Below are 15663 nucleotides of genomic sequence, written 5' to 3' on the forward strand. Positions count from 1 at the left end.
TTGGCCTGAGCAGCCTCGGGGAAATCGTCGTCTGGGCGCGCCCAGACGAGTTTCCGCCAAGGAACATGCAGACGAGCAAGGGGCTGCGGGCACTCGGCTACAACGTGAGGATCGGTGTTTGATCGAGGCGCCTGTGGCACACGCAGGCTGAGGAGCCAGGCGCTGTCCATTGCCTGATCAGGCCGCCCCCCTGTGCCTTGCCTGAGCAGTTGACCTGGATCAATGGGGCGGGAGAACGCTGCACATTGACTCTTGAAGTTATTCATAGTAGGTCTAATATTACAAAGTATTACAAGGATTTCCTTGGCCGGAACCGCAAAGCGACGCGATTGGAGAGGGTGAGATGAAAGCGCACCTACAGGGATGAAAGCGCACCTACAGGTGATTTTCACGCTCGATGAATTGGCTGCGTACTTGAAAGTCGGCAAGCGGACGCTTTATCGGCTCGCCGCGCACGGGGAAATTCCGGCTTTCAAGGTGGGCGGGACGTGGCGGTTTCCTCAAAGTGAAATCGATCAGTGGATCAATGATCAGACCCGAGCCGGAGCAAAGAAGGAGGTGATGCGCAAGCGTGAACAGCAGAAGTCATCCGAGCAGCCCGTGTCGCCTGGGCGCACTGCCCGTCACAGCAGGCAAAGGGCTTGAGTAACTCGTTTTCCAATTTTTCTGGAGGTATGACATGGACATCGATTTCAAGAAGTTGGCTCCCTGGAACTGGTTCAAGAACGAGCAGCAAGAGCAGCAGACCGTCTCTTCCCTGCCGGTGCAGCGCAATGACCTGCCAGCGGCGAGCGGGCCAGTCAGCCCGATCCTGCAACTGCATCGGGAAATCGACCGGCTGTTCGATGACGCATTCCGGGGCTTCGGTTTTCCGGCGTTGAACATGCCGCAGTGGCCATCCGATTGGTCGGGCATGCTGAAGCCGGCCCTGGACATCCAGGAAACCGACAAGCAGTACAAGATTACCCTGGAAGTGCCCGGTGTCGAGGAGAAGGACATCCAGATAACTCTCGACAACGACGTGCTGATGGTGCGTGGCGAGAAGCGCCAGGAACAGGAGAAGAAGGAAGGTGGCTTCCACCGTGTGGAGCGCTCCTACGGCAGCTTTCAGCGTGCCTTGAACCTGCCTGACGACGCCAACCAGGATTCGATCAAGGCATCGTTCAAGAACGGGGTGCTCACGGTCACGATCGACAAGCGCGAGGTCAGCGCGCCGAAGCAGGGACGCTCGATCCCGATCAACGGCTGACGTCGCCGGCTCGTTCGTCACAAGAAAAACCCGGCACGAGACGAGGAGTCGCGGCTCGCGATGCCTCGTCGCCTCAACCTTGTCAACCTTCTCAGGAGCATCAGCATGGCCAGAAAACAATGCCAGGTCTGCGGCCAACCCGCCACCGTGCGGGTGGAAGCCAATCTCAACGGTCGTAACAGCACCATGCTGTTGTGCGACGACCATTACCGGCAATTAGTGCGCCAGCAAAAGCGCACCGTTTCGCCGCTGGAAGCCTTGTTCGGCTCGCGCAGCGGCCTGTTCGAGGACTTCCTCGGCAGTGACTTCTTCCGCATCGGCGAAGACGCGACGCCAGTTGCCGCCGATACCGATGACGTGGTCGATGCCTCGTTTGGCGAGCCCGCCACCGCAGGTTCGGGTGCGCCGCGCCGTCGCGGCAGTGGGTTGGCCAGCCGCATCAGCGAACAGTCGGAAGCCTTGCTGCAGGAGGCCGCCAAACACGCTGCCGAATTTGGCCGCTCCGAGGTGGATACCGAACATCTGCTGCTGGCGCTGGCCGACAGCGACGTGGTCAAGACCATCCTGGGTCAGTTCAAGATCAAGGTCGATGACCTCAAGCGGCAGATCGAGTCTGAGGCCAAGCGCGGGGACAAGCCCTTCGAGGGCGAGATCGGCGTGTCGCCGCGCGTGAAGGATGCGCTCAGCCGCGCCTTCGTGGCCTCCAATGAACTCGGCCATTCTTATGTCGGTCCAGAGCATTTCCTGATCGGTCTGGCCGAGGAAGGCGAAGGGCTGGCCGCCAACCTGCTGCGCCGCTACGGCCTGACGCCGCAGGCGCTGCGCCAACAGGTCAGCAAGGTGGTCGGCAAGGGCGCCGAGGATGGCCGCGCTGAGACGCCGACCAACACGCCAGAACTCGACAAGTACTCGCGCGACCTGACCAAGATGGCGCGCGACGGCAAGCTCGACCCGGTGATCGGCCGCGCGCAGGAGATCGAAACCACCATCGAGGTGCTGGCCCGGCGCAAGAAGAACAACCCGGTGCTGATCGGCGAGCCGGGTGTGGGCAAGACCGCCATCGTCGAAGGGCTGGCGCAGCGCATGGTGGCGGGTGAAGTGCCCGAGACCTTGCGCGACAAGCGCCTGGTGGAACTCAACATCAACGCCATGGTGGCCGGCGCCAAATATCGCGGCGAGTTCGAGGAGCGCGTGCAGAAGGTGCTGAAGGAGGTGACCGAGCACCAGGGCGAGCTGATTTTGTTCATCGACGAGGTGCACACCATCGTCGGTGCCGGCCAGGGCGGTGGCGAAGGCGGGCTGGACGTGGCCAACGTGTTCAAACCGATGATGGCGCGCGGTGAACTCAACCTGATCGGCGCCACGACGCTGAACGAGTACCAGAAATACATCGAGAAGGATGCCGCACTGGAGCGGCGCTTCCAGCCGGTGACGGTGCCCGAGCCGACGGTGGCCCAGGCCATCATGATTCTGCGCGGCCTGCGCGACACCTTCGAGGCGCACCACAAGGTCAGCATCTCCGAGGACGCGATCATCGCGGCGGCCGAGTTGTCCGACCGCTACATCACGGCGCGCTTCCTGCCGGACAAGGCGATCGACCTGCTCGACCAGGCGGCCGCGCGCGTGAAGCTGTCGGCCACGGCCCGGCCGGTGGCCGTGCAGGAGCTGGAGTCCGAACTGCACCAGCTACGGCGTGAACAGGATTACGTGGCCGCGCGCAAGCAGTACGACCAGGCCGCCGAGCTCGGCAAGCGCATCGAAGCCAAGGAGGCCGAGCTCAAGAAGCTCGTCGAGGACTGGGAGCGGGAGCGGGCCTCCGGCAGTGCCGAGGTCAAGGCGGAACACGTGGCGCAGGTTGTCTCGCGCCTGACCGGCATCCCGGTCAACGAGTTGACGGTGGAAGAGCGCGAAAAGCTGCTGCACTTGGAACAACGGCTGCACGAGCGCCTGGTGGGACAAGACGAGGCGGTCCGTGCCGTGGCCGATGCCGTGCGGCTATCCCGCGCCGGCCTGCGCGAAGGCGGTAAACCGGTGGCTACCTTCCTGTTTCTGGGCCCGACCGGGGTGGGCAAGACCGAGCTCGCCAAGGCATTGGCCGAATCGATCTACGGCGATGAGCACGCCCTGTTGCGCATCGACATGTCGGAATATGGCGAACGCCATACCGTGGCGCGGCTGGTGGGCGCGCCTCCGGGCTATGTCGGTTACGACGAAGGCGGTCAGCTCACCGAGAAGGTGCGGCGCAAGCCCTACAGCGTGCTGCTGCTCGACGAGATCGAGAAGGCACACCCTGACGTCTACAACATCCTGCTGCAAGTGTTCGACGACGGTCGCCTCACCGACGGCAAGGGCCGGGTGGTGGATTTCACCAACACCATCATCATCGCCACGTCCAACCTGGGTGCGGACATCATCCAGCGACGGCTGAAGGCGCGTGAGGCGGCTGGCGAGGAGTACGAAAAGACCAAGGCCGAGGTCATGGACGTGCTGCGCGGCCACTTCCGGCCCGAGTTCCTCAACCGCATCGACGAGATCATCGTCTTCCATGCGCTGGGCAAGGAGGAGATCCGCCACATCGTCGGCCTGCAGCTCGATCGCGTGGCGCGCAGCGCCGCCAGCCAGGGCGTGACGCTCACTTTCGATCAGACGCTGATCGACCATTTCGCGGAAGAAGGCTACAAGCCCGAGTTCGGTGCGCGTGAACTCAAGCGCCTGATCCGCAGCGAGCTGGAAACTGCGCTGGCGCGCGAGATGCTCGGTGGCGGCATCGGCAAGGGCGATCAAGCCAGCGCACGCTGGGACGACAAGGCCGAACGCGTGGTGTTCGAACGCAAAGAGCCACCGCAGACCCCGGCCGAGCCGGAGCAGCCGGATGTCGCGAAGGCGACCGAGACGCCGCACGGCGACGCTGGCAAAGACTCGAGCAAGAAGAAGTCGGCGAGCGACGCATCTTGATGGCGGGCGAGGCTGCCGTGTCCGACTCCATCAGCCTGGCATGGGCAGCCTCCCTGGCATCGATCGCGGTGGCGGTCGTGGCCGCGGGTCACGCGGTCGTCTACAAGCGTGATCCGCGGTCGGCCACGCCGTGGGGGCTGCTCATCAGCGGCGGCACTGCCCTCCCGCTCGCTGGCCATCCGTTTGCGTGACGGTGCGGCCCGTCTGTTCACCTGATCCTCTGGCAACTCGACTTTCGAGGAACACGGTCCATGGAAAAAAAGAATCAATGGAATACCGGCTACTGGATCGTTGCCCTCCTGCTGTTGCTGAGTTTGCAGAGCTACTGGCAGACGGCGAAAACCGTCGAGTCGGTGCCCTACAGCGAGTTCGAGAAGGCGCTGGACGAGGGGCGCGTGGCCGAAGTGCTGGTGTCGGATCGTACGGTGACCGGGCGCCTGAAGTCGCCGGATAGCCGGGGCAAGACGACGATCGTGGCAACGAGGGTCGAACCCGATCTTGCCGATCGCCTGTCGAAGTACGACGTACCCTATGCGCGCGTGTTGGAGAGCACCTGGCTGAGCGATGTGCTGTCGTGGATCCTGCCAGCGGTATCCTTCTTTGGCGTCTGGTTCTTCCTGTTCCGCCGCTTCGCCGAGAAGCAGGGCATGGGCGGGTTTCTCAACATCGGTAAGAGCCGCGCCAAGGTGTTCGTGGAAAAGAACACCGGTGTGACGTTCGCCGATGTGGCGGGGGGGGATGAGGCCAAGGCGGAGCTGGTCGCGATCGTCGATTTCCTGAAGAATCCGCAGGACTATGGCCGTCTCGGGGCGCGCATTCCCAAGGGCGTGTTGCTGGTCGGCCCACCGGGCACCGGCAAGACATTGCTGGCCAAGGCTGTTGCCGGGTGGCCGAATCGACCCAGGCGCGCATCGATCAGGCTATCCGCGACATCGTGATGGGCGTGTTCGAGCGCGCCTACCGGATTCTCGACATCAACCGCGCGGTGCTGGAGCGCTGTGCGCGCGAGCTGCTGGCGCGGGAAACGCTCGACGAAAGCGATATCCGTCAATTGACTCAAGGACTTGTTCGGAACTGAAAACAGTAGTAGGTGCCATTCAGAGTAAACAGACGGCTCTGTTCAGTGCGTCATCCAATTCGTCGGCATTGTTCAAGGAGAACCGATATGTCTGCATTGACTCCGTGGGACCCCTTCCGGGAACTGGATGAATTGCAAAACCGCCTGGCGACGATGTTCGGACGAATACCCCAGCGACAGGGCGCCCGTACCGGCAACGAAGCCATGACCACGGCGGACTGGGCTCCAATGGCGGACATCAGCGAGGATGAGAACGCATTCCTCCTCAAGCTGGATCTGCCGGAGGTCCCCAAGGATGCCGTGCGCGTCAGCGCGGAAAACGGTGTGCTCACCATCAGCGGCGAGCGCAAACTGGAAAAAGAGGAGCAGGGCAAGAAGTTCCACCGCATCGAACGTGCCTATGGCCGCTTTGTGCGCAGCTTTGTCTTGCCTGACAACGTTGATCCGACCAAGGTGACGGCTTCCATGAAAGACGGCGTGCTGGAAGTGCGGCTTGTCAAGGCCGAGCAAGCCAAACCGAAACAGATTGAAATCTCAGTCAACTAACTTCAATCAAGAGCCCAAGATCATGAATATCAAACAGCCACAATACACCTTCTCCGCACTTGCCCTGGCGGTCGTCGTCGGACTGAGCGGACCGGCTCTGGCCCAATCGGCGGCAGGTTCTAGCCCAAGTGCTGCAGCACCCTCTGCCGCATCCAAGGCGGCACAGCCACAGGTAGATGACAAGGCCGCCCAGGAAGCCGATAAAAAGCGTGCCGAGCTCACTCAAGACGCCATCACGGCGCTCACCAAGACCCAGGAGGCTTTGACCCTCCTTGATGCAAACAAGACCAAGGAGGCGCTTGCTGCGCTGGAACTGGCCAGCGGAAAGCTGGAACTGGTATTGGCACGCGACGCCAAACTTGCTTTGGCGCCGGTCGATGTACGCGTCATCACCCACGATATCCACGCCAACGTGGAATCGGTAAAGAAAGCGGTCAAGTTGTCTCGGGAGTTGTTGGGTGATGGCGAGGTGCAAAAGGCCCGGCCCATCGTTGCCAATCTGGCCAGCGAAATCGTAATCCAAACCGACAACCTTCCGATGGCAACGTACCCGGCAGCGATCAAGTCGGCCGCACGGCTCATCGACAGCGGCAAGATCGACAACGCCAAAGCGGAACTCGCCCGAGCACTGAACACGCTGGTGGTCACCTCGGTCGCCTTTCCTCTGCCCGTGCTACGGGCCGAAGCCGCGATGGCAAAAGCTGAAAAGCTGGCCGAGACCGACAGGCGCGATGCCAAGCAGAACGAGGAGCTCAGCACCTTGTTGTCGTCCGTGCGCACGGAGATCGAGATGGCGCAGATCCTGGGTTATGGCAAGAAGGCGGACTTCAAACCCATCTTCGATCAGGTGAAGTCCATTGAGCAAAAGTCGGCTGGTGGCAAAAGCGGCAAGGGATGGTTCGACGAGTTGAAGACGCGCATCCAAAAGCTGTTTTGAGGTGATGAAGGGGCTGACTGCTCTGTCGGTCAGTCTCGCGATGTTCGCATTCAGCCCCAATAGATTCGCCTATTTTCACTATCTCATACGAGGCATATCACCATGAATGAGCAAACACCGAATCCCAATGCGACGAACGAAGGAAAAAACGAACAGGCCGCGGTAAGCAGCCTTCCTGTCAGTCCAGAGTCCAAGCCTGAAGTCGTCACGGAGGTACAGCCTGAGGTTCAGAAAGAAACGGACTCGCAGGCGGCAGACAAACGTAAACAAGTCCTCGATGAGGCAGTCTCGGCCTTGTCGCTGACCAAATCAGCGCTGGCCGCACTTGACGGCAAGGACACTGCACGCGCATTGGCAACGCTGGCCGAAGTGACGGGAAAGCTGGAGCTGATCGTCGCGCGCGAACCCACGCTCGCCCTGGCCGGCGTTGATGTGCGCACCATCGTGCACGACTTGTTCGCCAACACGGAAACCATTGAGGCGATGACCGACGAGGCGCTGGATGCCCTCAAACATGGCGAGGTGCAACAGGCTCGCCACGTGCTGGCTTTGCTGGCCAGTGAAATCGTGATCACGGTCACCAGCATCCCTTTGGCGTCCTATCCCGCAGCCGTGAAGGCAGTCGTGCCGCTGATCGATCAGGGCAAGATCGAAGAAGCCAAAGCCGCGCTGCAGTCAGCGCTCAGCACGCTGGTCGAGGAGCGCAGCGTGCTTCCGCTGCCCGTCCTGCGTGCGAAGCTGCTCCTGAAGCGCGCCGAGCCCCTGGTAGAAGATGGTCAGCGCAGCGAAGCATCCAATGAGCGCCTGGAGACATTGTTGAACGAAGCCCGGCAGCAGTTGGAAATGGCAGAACTGCTGGGCTATGGAAAAAGGAAGGACTTTGAGCCCCTGTACGCTGAACTCAAGAAAATCAAGGAAAAGACGGGAGGGGGAGGCTGCGGAAAAGGCTGGCTCGATGAAGTCAAGGCAAAACTGTCCAGGTTGTTCTGAAACCGCTGGAGAGGGGGCGCATAGCGCCCCCTCTCTTGTCCCATGAGTGTTTGATTTTTTATTTTGTATAGATCTTTAGGAGATATTGCATGAAAACAGACACCATCGCCAATTCCAATGCGGATGACCCCACCAAAGCACTGTGTTCGCTGAGCCAAAATTGGTGGCTTTTTGTGCTGCGCGGTGTCTTGGCATTGATTTTTGCAGCCCTCGCGTTCTGGATGCCACAATCGGCTCTGTTGGCCATGACCATCATGTTCGGCGCATTTTCCTTGGTCAATGGCGCGTTCAACTTGTTTGCAGCGGTGCGCCATATCCAGAAAAAAGAGCGCTGGGGCTGGCTGCTGTTCAGCGGCATTGTCGGCATACTTACGGGCGTCGTCGTCCTGGTTGCTCCTTGGGTCGCCACGATAGTCTTGGCTTCTTTTTTATGGGCTAGCGTGGGCTTCTGGGCGATTTTCACCGGTGTGCTGGAGATATCCGCCGCCGTTCGGCTGCGTCGGGAAATCAAGGGTGAAATCTGGCTTGCCCTCAGTGGACTGCTCTCGATTATCCTTGGCGCTATCGTCTTGTGGATATTTTTTACCCGTCCGGTCGAGTCATTCGTGGCCGCAGGCTGGCTGTTGGGTTTCCATGCGGCAGTCTATGGCGTCACGCTTTTGTTCTTGAGTTGGAGTCTTCGCAAACGCGCCTGGGGTAAGAGCGTGCCAAACCAAAATCTATGGATATGAGCATCCTCGATTCATGCCTCCATAGAAATGACATCGAAGGAGTCATACATGCAGATACAATATAGCTATCGAGCTATCGACAAAGAGTTTCATGAACCTTGGCAGAGAGCTTTGGGAAATGTGATCGAGCACGCCCTCAAGCCATTGCTCGACAAACACACTAAAGATTCAGCGCGACTTCAAATCGTCCTTGATCGCGACAAGATCAAGCGGCAATTTCTGGCCAGTGGCTATATGCACCTGCCCGGCAAAAAGATTGTCAGCGTTACTGCATCACATGACGAGCTGACGCCCCTCGCGCAGATGCTCGCACAGTCGTTGTTCCGTCAGGCCAAGAAGCATTTTGACCGACTGCATGCTCAGGATCAAATCAAGCGCAAAGCACGACGCGAGCGCTTGCGCGAGCTCAAGGTGCGGATTGCCGCAAAACCCGCATCAGCCGCCCATGAGGCCGAGGTGACCCGAATGCCTCTACTGTCGAAACTTGAGGCTGTCGCAAGGCGTGAGCTGGCTTATCTGCGGGCCGTCGGCGATTTACCGCGCGATTATCCGACGCTGCGCGACGTGGTGGATGAAGCGATTGTCCGAGCTAAGGTGGAATGGCAATCCGTGCCGGGGGAAAAAGAGGCTTACACCGGTCTTTTGAAGCATCTGTTCGCCGTCCTGGATAACGAAGTGGCAAGCAGCCGGCAATTTGGCGAATTCGTTTCTCTGGACGCGCCGGTCGAACCGGATGCCCAAGACGTGGCCGAGGCCATGGTGGAAGAGGAAATCTTCGAATTTTATCAGCACGATGACACACTCAAGCTGGCCGATATTTTCGCTGGCAGTCAGCATCCCGATGTCGCAACGATCGCGGAACAGGAGGAGCTGATTGATCGGTCGAGCGAGTTCGCTTTTGCATTTGACCTGCTGAAGGACATGCCGCGTTTGTGGCGGCGCATTTTTCTGCTTATCCGTGTGGACGGGCTGAATGCCAGCAGCGTCTCTGAAATCCTGCTGATTCCTAGTAAGGAAGATGCTGTCCGAAGGTGGCTCATGCAGGCCGAAGCATTCATCGCTGCTCATCTGGAAGAGGCCGGAGTAAGCAAAAACGGGAACGATTGGATCCAAGGCGTTGATTGGTCGGCATTGTCTGTGACCCGAAGCGAGGCAGCCTCACTGTGGTCCAAGGAGGCGAACCATGAAGAATGATCTTCACCTCGTCTGCCCGCATTGCCAGTCCATCAACCGCGTACCGACTGCGAAGCTATCGGAACATCCCAACTGTGGCCGCTGCCAGCAGCCCTTGTTCACGGGCGAGCCCATCGAGTTGACTACGGCGACGTTCTCGCGCCACGTGGAGCGCAGCGATCTGCCGCTGCTGGTCGATTTCTGGGCGCCATGGTGCGGGCCGTGCAAGATGATGGCGCCACAGTTCCAGCAAGCGGCGCACCAGCTCGAACCGAGGATCCGGCTGGCGAAGGTGAATACCGAGGCTGAGCCCCACCTGGCCGCGCAGTTCGGTATCCGCAGCATCCCGACGCTCGCCCTGTTCCAGGGTGGGCGGGAGATCGCCCGTCAGGCCGGCGCGATGGGCGCGCAGGACATCGTGCGCTGGACGTCGACGCAAGTGGGGCGCTGACCGATGCAGGGCTTGCTCGGCACTACGCTAATCCTGCTGGCGGCTTGCAGCCTGGCGGCGATGGCCACGGCGGCGTTCAGAGTGCCCGCCTTGCTGGGGTATCTCTCTGTCGGCGTTGTACTGGGCCCCTCAGTCATCGGCGTGATCGCGCCGGGGGAGACGCTGAGCTTTCTGTCCGAGCTGGGCGTGGCGCTGCTGTTGTTCATGGTCGGACTGGAATTCTCCCTCGGAGACTTCTGGCTCGCCCGCAGGACGGTGCTGATGGCGGGCGCTCTGCAGATGATCGCCGTGGCCCCGCCGCTGATCCTGCTATTGATGTGGCTGGGGCAGCCCGGCCAGAGCGCCGCGCTGCTCGGCACTGCGGCGGCCATGTCGTCCACGGCGCTGGTCAGCCGACAACTGGCCGACCAAGGCGAGCTCACCACCCGCCACGGACGCAGTGCCATCGCCGTGCTGGTCTTTCAGGACCTGGCCAGCGTGCCCCTGCTGGCCTTGCTGGCGATCTGGGCGCGCGGCGAGTCGCCGAAGATCGAGCATGTGCTGCTCGAAGTATTCGGTGTGCTGCTGCTGTTCGCGGCAGCGGCCCTCGTCTCGCGCCGTCTGTTGCATGGCCTGCTGGGCTGGGTGGCGCGGCGGGGCCACGAGGAATCGTTCGTGCTCGTCTCCTTGTGCGTGGTGGTGGCTGCCGCCGCTGCTGCGCACGCGGTCGGCGTATCCGCCGCCCTGGGGGCCTTCCTCGCCGGGATGGTGCTGGGCGAGAGCGACTTCCGGCACCACATGGAAAGCCACCTCAGGCCGTTTCGCGATGTGTTGTCGGGCGTGTTCTTCGTGACCATCGGCCTGCAACTGGACGCAGCACAGATTCTTTCGGCACCGCTGGCGGTGCTGGCGTGGCTGGTGGTGCTGGTACCGGTCAAGATCCTGCTCAATACGCTGGCCTTGCGGGCGACGCGCCTGTCCGCCCTCGATGCCTGGCGCACGGGCATAGCGTTGGGGCACGGCGGCGAGTTCGCCCTGCTGTTGTTGGGCACGGTCTTGCAGCAGCATCTGATCCCCGCGACCGTCGTCCAACCCATGCTGGTCGCGCTGGTGCTCAGCATGGCCCTGGCACCGCTACTGATCCGCCATCACGATGTACTTGCCCGGTTCTTGAGCCGCACCGGCGGCGTCATTCAGCCACCCCAGGCTGAAGAAGTCGAGATCGCCGCGCAGACGACGCGATATCGAGACCATGTCATCGTTTGCGGCGCGGGCGAGCTTGGCCTGACAGTCAGCGAGATTCTTCGCCACGCCGGCGTGGCGCATCTGCTGCTGGAGGCGGACGCGCAGAAGGTAGAGGCCGCGCGTGCCGCCGGCGCGCCGGTGTTCCATGGCGATGCCAGTCGGCCCGATACCTTGCTGGCTGCCGGCTTGACGCATGCGCACTTGGTGGTGCTAACGTTCGCCCATGCCCAGCAAGCGTTGCGCATCGCCCAGGCGATTGCCGAGCGCCGTCCGGCGCTAACCTTGTGGGTGTCATGCAGAAGTACGACCGCGGCCGATGCATTTCGCGCCATGCCTAACGTGCGCGTGTATCAGCAATCCTTTGCCGCAGCTATTGGGCTGGCGGAACAGGTGATGTCGACGCTTGGCATGTCGACCGAGTTGATTGAAGGACACATCAGCGCAATGCGCCGCCGTCTCGACAGCAGCCGTTTTCCAGGGAGTTCATAGTCATGAAATCAAAACGCCTTAACCCATTTCAGGTCTTGCGTGACCAATTGGCCATCATGAGTTTTTACGAGCGCTTCGAGCAGGTCGTCGCGCTCGTGCTGTCGGCGGTGATCGCCGTCATCATCATGGTGTCGCTGTTCCAGCTCATCTCCATCGTCTTCACGCTGCTGGTTCTCGATGCCTTCAATCCCCTGGACCACAAGGTATTCCAGAGCGTGTTCGGCATGATCATGACGCTCTTGATCGCGATGGAGTTCAAGCATTCCATCGTGCGCGTGGCGCTGCGTCGGGACAGCATCATCCAGGTTAAGACGGTGGTCCTGATCGCGGTGATCGCACTCTCCCGCAAGTTCGTGATCCTCGACTCCGACGCGAGCCCCGCAAAGATAGCCGCGCTGGCAGGCGCCACGCTGGCTCTGGGTGCGACCTACTGGCTGCTGCGCAAGCGCGGCGACCGCGCCGCCGAGACCTCTGAGCATGACCCGTCATCATCCGAGTGATCCGCGCACTGTGCTCTTGCAACACCGCTGGCTCAACCGCCTGCAGACCGGGCTGTTGGTCCTGACCCTGGTCGGGATCGCAGCCGCAGCAGGGAGACTGCCATTTGGGGAAGGCTGCCTGTGGCTCGCGCTGTTTGCCGTTGCAGGTGCGTTGCTGCTGGACCCGGTAGCCGCGTCGGCGCTGAGCTTGCGCCTGTACCGCGTACGGACCTTGCACCCGCAACAAGCCCACGAGATGTGGGCCCTGTTGCGCGAGCTGCCCGCCCGTGCCGGTTTGCCCGCCACGCCGGTGCCGCACTATGTGCCCAGTGCCGTCGTCAACGCCTTCGCCACCGGATCGAAGCAGGAGGCATCGATCGCCCTCACCGATGGCCTGCTGCGCAGCCTGAGCCCACGCGAGCTGGCGGGTGTGTTCGCGCACGAGGTCGCGCACATCGCTAATGAGGATCTGCGTGTCATGGGGCTGGCGGATTCCGTCAGTCGCCTCACGTGCCTACTGGCCCTTATGGGACAGATCGCGATCCTGCTCAGCCTGCCCGCGCTGCTGGTTGGCGCGGCGGAGGTCTATTGGCCTGGTCTATTGTTATTGGCCGCATCGCCCCAACTGGCCCTGCTCGCACAGCTCGGCTTGTCTCGCGTGCGTGAGTTCGACGCTGACCGCCTTGCGGCGGAACTGACTGGCGACCCGCAGGGGCTGGCGTCCGCGCTGGCGAAAATCGAGCGGGTCAGCCGCTCCTGGCGTGCCTGGCTATGGCCGGGATGGGGCAATCCCGAGCCCTCCTGCTTGCGCACGCGTCCGGCAACGCAAGAGCGCATCGCACGCCTGCTGACGTTGGCGCCTGGGCCAGCATCAGCGTTGCCACTCCGCGCGCCCCATTTTTTGCCGGAATCCGCTTTGGCGACGCGCCCACCGCGCTGGCGCCCGAGCGGGCTGTGGCGCTGATTGCCCATCAACAGGAGACGTCTCATGGCCTATCTCGACCCGTACCAACGCCCCGCGCCGGACCGCTACGTCCGGCGCGGGCTCTTCATCACCGCCTGCATTGCCGCGCTCATGCTGCTGTGGCAGTTTCTGCCCGCCATCGAGGCCTGGTTCAGTCCGCGCGAGGCAGCAGAACGCACAGTGATGGCGCGTGGCGATCTGGCGGCGGACGAGAAAACCACCATCGAACTGTTCGAAAAATCGCGCGCCTCGGTGGTCTACATCACCACCGCGCAATTAGTACGCGATGTCTGGACGCGCAACGTGTTCTCCGTGCCGCACGGCACTGGCTCGGGCTTCATCTGGGACGACGCCGGCCACGTCGTCACCAACTTCCACGTCATCCAGGGCGCGTCCGAAGCCACCGTCAAACTGGCCGACGGCCGCGACTACCAGGCCGCGCTGGTGGGGACGAGCCCCGCGCACGACATCGCCGTGCTCAAGATCGGCGTCGGTTTCAAGCGCCCGCCGGCCGTGCCGGTCGGCACCAGTGCCGACCTCAAGGTGGGTCAGAAGGTGTTTGCTATCGGCAACCCCTTCGGCCTGGACTGGACGCTCACCACTGGTATCGTCTCCGCGCTCGACCGCTCGTTGCCGGGAGAAGCGGGCGGCCCGGCCATCGATCACCTGATCCAGACCGACGCCGCCATCAACCCCGGCAATTCCGGTGGCCCGCTGCTCGATTCGGCTGGGCGGCTGATCGGCATCAATACCGCCATCTACAGTCCGTCTGGCGCCTCGGCCGGCATAGGCTTTGCGGTGCCGGTCGATACCGTCATGCGCGTGGTGCCGCAACTCATAAAGACCGGCAAGTACATCCGTCCGGCGCTGGGCATCGAGGTGGATGAGCAGCTCAACGCGCGTCTGCAGGCGCTGACCGGCAGTAAGGGCGTATTCGTATTGCGCGTGACGCCGGGCTCGGCGGCGCACAGGGCCGGGCTCGTCGGCGTCGAGGTCACCGCAGGCGGCATCGTGCCCGGCGATCGCGTTATCAGCATCGACGGTATCGCCGTCGACGACGTCACCACATTACAGGCCCGGCTAGACGACAAGAACGTTGAAGATGTTGTGGTCTTGTTAGTGGAGCGGGCCGGCAAGACTCGCGAGATGCTTGTGGAACTACAACCGGGAGTTTGATGGAAAGTGGGTCATGGATCTGCACAGCGAAGCAGCCAAGCGACTTCAGCCTTGCGCCGAACTACGAGCCCTAGCGAGGAATGGTCTGAAGTAGCCCTGTATTTCCGGCTGGCTTCAGCCACTGCTGATTTTGAAAGCGGTGAACCGATCAAAAACGATCGGATCACCCGCTCATTTCGGTGCTTTCAGCCGTCGCGAGCACCTTGTGACGGCCATTTTCCGCATTACAGGCGCACCTCTCCTGCGCTTGCCAGCAAATGTCGGCGGGCCATCCATAGGTTCGACAGGGCCAACAGCGTCACCAGTTGTGCAGTGTTCTTCACCAGCCCTCGGAAACGTACCTTGGTGTAGCCGAACTGCCGCTTGATCACGCGAAAGGGGGCTCTACCTTCGCTCGCACTTGCGCCTTGGCCTTCTCGATCTTGCGCTTGGCTTTGTACAGGGCGCTGCGTTTATCGAGCATCTTGTAGGTGCTGCGGCGTGCTGCGACCTGCCAGATCACTTCTCGGTCGGCATGCTCGGAGCCCTTCTCGACGCCGGTGTAGCCGGCATCGGCGCAGACGACGTTCTCGTCGCCGTGCAGCAGCTTGTCGACCTGGGTGACATCCGCCACGGTGGCTGCCGTGCCCACCACGCTGTGTACCAGCCCCGATTCATCATCAACGCCGATGTGCGCCTTCATGCCAAAGTAATACTGGTTCCCCTTCTTGGTCTGGTGCATTTCCGGGTCGCGCTTGCCGTCCTGGTTCTTGGTTGAACTGGGCGCGTGGATCAGCGTGGCATCGACGATAGTGCCCTGGCGCAGCGACAGACCGCGATCCCCCAGGTAACCATTGTTCACGCAGAGGATGCCGGCTGCCAGCTCATGTTTCTCCAGCAGACGACGGAAGTTGAGGATGGTGGTTTCGTCAGGAATACGTTCCAGGCTCAGCCCGGCGAACTGACGTAGGATGGTCGTCTCGTACAGCGCTTCTTCCATGGCCGGATCGCTGTAGCCGAACCAGTTCTGCATCAGATGGATACGCAGCATCGCCATCAAGGGATACGCCGGGCGACTACCTTCGCCTTTCGGATAATGCGGTTCGATCAGGGCAATCAGCCCTTTCCACGGCACCACCTGATCCATCTCGATCAGGAACAGTTCCTTGCGGGTCTGCTTGCCCTTGCCGGCATACTCGGCGTCGGCGAAGGTCATCTGCTTCATGGAAGAACTCGGGTGGC

15 protein-coding genes and 2 pseudogenes are annotated in these 15663 nt (G+C 61.6%); 16 read left to right on the plus strand and 1 reads right to left on the minus strand.

The window, feature by feature from the left end; genetic code table 11:
- Positions 1-363: 363 nt before the first annotated feature.
- From ENGE1_RS22880 to ENGE1_RS22950, 16 genes and pseudogenes are all read left to right on the plus strand, one after another.
- On the plus strand, positions 364-645 hold the full coding sequence (locus tag ENGE1_RS22880) for a helix-turn-helix domain-containing protein (protein ID WP_013307885.1): 282 nt from the start codon (positions 364-366) through the stop codon (positions 643-645).
- A 34-nt stretch (positions 646-679) separates the two neighbouring features.
- Positions 680-1249 (plus strand): small heat shock protein sHSP20, encoded by a 570-nt coding sequence (hsp20, locus tag ENGE1_RS22885; protein ID WP_004118809.1) that lies wholly within the window; start codon positions 680-682, stop codon positions 1247-1249.
- Between the two features lie 105 nt (positions 1250-1354).
- Positions 1355-4204 (plus strand): heat shock survival AAA family ATPase ClpK, encoded by a 2850-nt coding sequence (clpK, locus tag ENGE1_RS22890; RefSeq protein ID WP_064360779.1) that lies wholly within the window; start codon positions 1355-1357, stop codon positions 4202-4204.
- The gene (locus ENGE1_RS22895; protein WP_017146640.1) at positions 4204-4395 is read left to right on the plus strand and encodes a hypothetical protein; all 192 of its coding nucleotides are present in this window, start codon (positions 4204-4206) and stop codon (positions 4393-4395) included. The genes clpK and ENGE1_RS22895 overlap by 1 nt, the downstream gene beginning before the upstream one ends.
- 60 nt (positions 4396-4455) lie before the next feature.
- Positions 4456-5091: pseudogene (locus tag ENGE1_RS22900) on the plus strand (ATP-dependent metallopeptidase FtsH/Yme1/Tma family protein); the annotation flags it as partial.
- Positions 5091-5282 carry a hypothetical protein gene (locus ENGE1_RS28685; protein WP_004118789.1) on the plus strand — a complete coding sequence of 64 codons (192 nt, stop codon included), beginning with the start codon at positions 5091-5093 and terminating at the stop codon, positions 5280-5282. The pseudogene ENGE1_RS22900 and the gene ENGE1_RS28685, both read left to right, overlap by 1 nt.
- A gap of 87 nt (positions 5283-5369) precedes the next feature.
- Positions 5370-5828: a small heat shock protein sHSP20-GI gene (gene hsp20-GI, locus ENGE1_RS22905; RefSeq protein WP_001275372.1), complete on the plus strand. Its 459-nt coding sequence runs from the start codon at positions 5370-5372 to the stop codon at positions 5826-5828.
- 22 nt (positions 5829-5850) lie between these two features.
- Positions 5851-6765, plus strand: coding sequence for a heat resistance protein YfdX1 (gene yfdX1, locus ENGE1_RS22910; protein WP_064360780.1), 915 nt, complete (start codon positions 5851-5853; stop codon positions 6763-6765).
- Positions 6766-6867: 102 nt separating this feature from the next.
- Positions 6868-7755, plus strand: coding sequence for a heat resistance protein YfdX2 (gene yfdX2 / locus ENGE1_RS22915; RefSeq protein ID WP_013307890.1), 888 nt, complete (start codon positions 6868-6870; stop codon positions 7753-7755).
- An 89-nt stretch (positions 7756-7844) separates the two neighbouring features.
- Positions 7845-8486: a heat resistance membrane protein HdeD-GI gene (hdeD-GI, locus tag ENGE1_RS22920; protein ID WP_023329026.1), complete on the plus strand. Its 642-nt coding sequence runs from the start codon at positions 7845-7847 to the stop codon at positions 8484-8486.
- Between the two features lie 48 nt (positions 8487-8534).
- Complete coding sequence (locus ENGE1_RS22925) at positions 8535-9680, plus strand: hypothetical protein (protein WP_023329027.1); 1146 nt, start codon at positions 8535-8537, stop codon at positions 9678-9680.
- Positions 9670-10110, plus strand: a complete 441-nt coding sequence (trx-GI, locus tag ENGE1_RS22930) for a heat resistance system thioredoxin Trx-GI (protein WP_000786814.1) — start codon at positions 9670-9672, stop codon at positions 10108-10110. Before ENGE1_RS22925 ends, trx-GI begins: the two co-directional genes overlap by 11 nt.
- A 3-nt stretch (positions 10111-10113) precedes the next feature.
- On the plus strand, positions 10114-11823 hold the full coding sequence (gene kefB-GI / locus ENGE1_RS22935; protein ID WP_023326110.1) for a heat resistance system K+/H+ antiporter KefB-GI: 1710 nt from the start codon (positions 10114-10116) through the stop codon (positions 11821-11823).
- Positions 11824-11825: 2 nt separating this feature from the next.
- A complete protein-coding gene (gene psiE-GI / locus ENGE1_RS22940; RefSeq protein WP_001514138.1) occupies positions 11826-12323 on the plus strand; it encodes a heat resistance protein PsiE-GI in 498 nt (165 codons plus the stop codon).
- Entirely contained in the window at positions 12301-13266 is a 966-nt protein-coding gene (locus ENGE1_RS22945; RefSeq protein WP_004118756.1) for a zinc metalloprotease HtpX, read from the plus strand. Before psiE-GI ends, ENGE1_RS22945 begins: the two co-directional genes overlap by 23 nt.
- A gap of 24 nt (positions 13267-13290) precedes the next feature.
- A complete protein-coding gene (locus ENGE1_RS22950) occupies positions 13291-14442 on the plus strand; it encodes a S1C family serine protease (protein WP_064360781.1) in 1152 nt (383 codons plus the stop codon).
- A gap of 224 nt (positions 14443-14666) precedes the next feature.
- On the opposite strand, the pseudogene ENGE1_RS22955 reads toward ENGE1_RS22950, so the two are convergent.
- Positions 14667-15646: pseudogene (locus ENGE1_RS22955) on the minus strand (IS5 family transposase).
- Positions 15647-15663: the final 17 nt, after the last annotated feature.

This window comes from Pluralibacter gergoviae ATCC 33028 = NBRC 105706, assembly GCF_001598855.1.
GTDB classification, from domain to species: Bacteria; Pseudomonadota; Gammaproteobacteria; order Enterobacterales; family Enterobacteriaceae; genus Pluralibacter; species Pluralibacter gergoviae.

Coding starts and splice junctions, on each gene's coding strand:
- clpK (WP_064360779.1), top strand. CDS start 1,355: ATGGCCAGAAAACAATGCCAGGTCTGCGGCCAACCCGCCACCGTGCGG.
- ENGE1_RS22880 (WP_013307885.1), top strand. CDS start 364: ATGAAAGCGCACCTACAGGTGATTTTCACGCTCGATGAATTGGCTGCG.
- ENGE1_RS22945 (WP_004118756.1), top strand. CDS start 12,301: ATGACCCGTCATCATCCGAGTGATCCGCGCACTGTGCTCTTGCAACAC.
- hsp20 (WP_004118809.1), top strand. CDS start 680: ATGGACATCGATTTCAAGAAGTTGGCTCCCTGGAACTGGTTCAAGAAC.
- yfdX1 (WP_064360780.1), top strand. CDS start 5,851: ATGAATATCAAACAGCCACAATACACCTTCTCCGCACTTGCCCTGGCG.
- hdeD-GI (WP_023329026.1), top strand. CDS start 7,845: ATGAAAACAGACACCATCGCCAATTCCAATGCGGATGACCCCACCAAA.
- trx-GI (WP_000786814.1), top strand. CDS start 9,670: ATGAAGAATGATCTTCACCTCGTCTGCCCGCATTGCCAGTCCATCAAC.
- kefB-GI (WP_023326110.1), top strand. CDS start 10,114: ATGCAGGGCTTGCTCGGCACTACGCTAATCCTGCTGGCGGCTTGCAGC.
- ENGE1_RS22925 (WP_023329027.1), top strand. CDS start 8,535: ATGCAGATACAATATAGCTATCGAGCTATCGACAAAGAGTTTCATGAA.
- ENGE1_RS22950 (WP_064360781.1), top strand. CDS start 13,291: ATGGCCTATCTCGACCCGTACCAACGCCCCGCGCCGGACCGCTACGTC.
- hsp20-GI (WP_001275372.1), top strand. CDS start 5,370: ATGTCTGCATTGACTCCGTGGGACCCCTTCCGGGAACTGGATGAATTG.
- yfdX2 (WP_013307890.1), top strand. CDS start 6,868: ATGAATGAGCAAACACCGAATCCCAATGCGACGAACGAAGGAAAAAAC.
- psiE-GI (WP_001514138.1), top strand. CDS start 11,826: ATGAAATCAAAACGCCTTAACCCATTTCAGGTCTTGCGTGACCAATTG.
- ENGE1_RS22895 (WP_017146640.1), top strand. CDS start 4,204: ATGGCGGGCGAGGCTGCCGTGTCCGACTCCATCAGCCTGGCATGGGCA.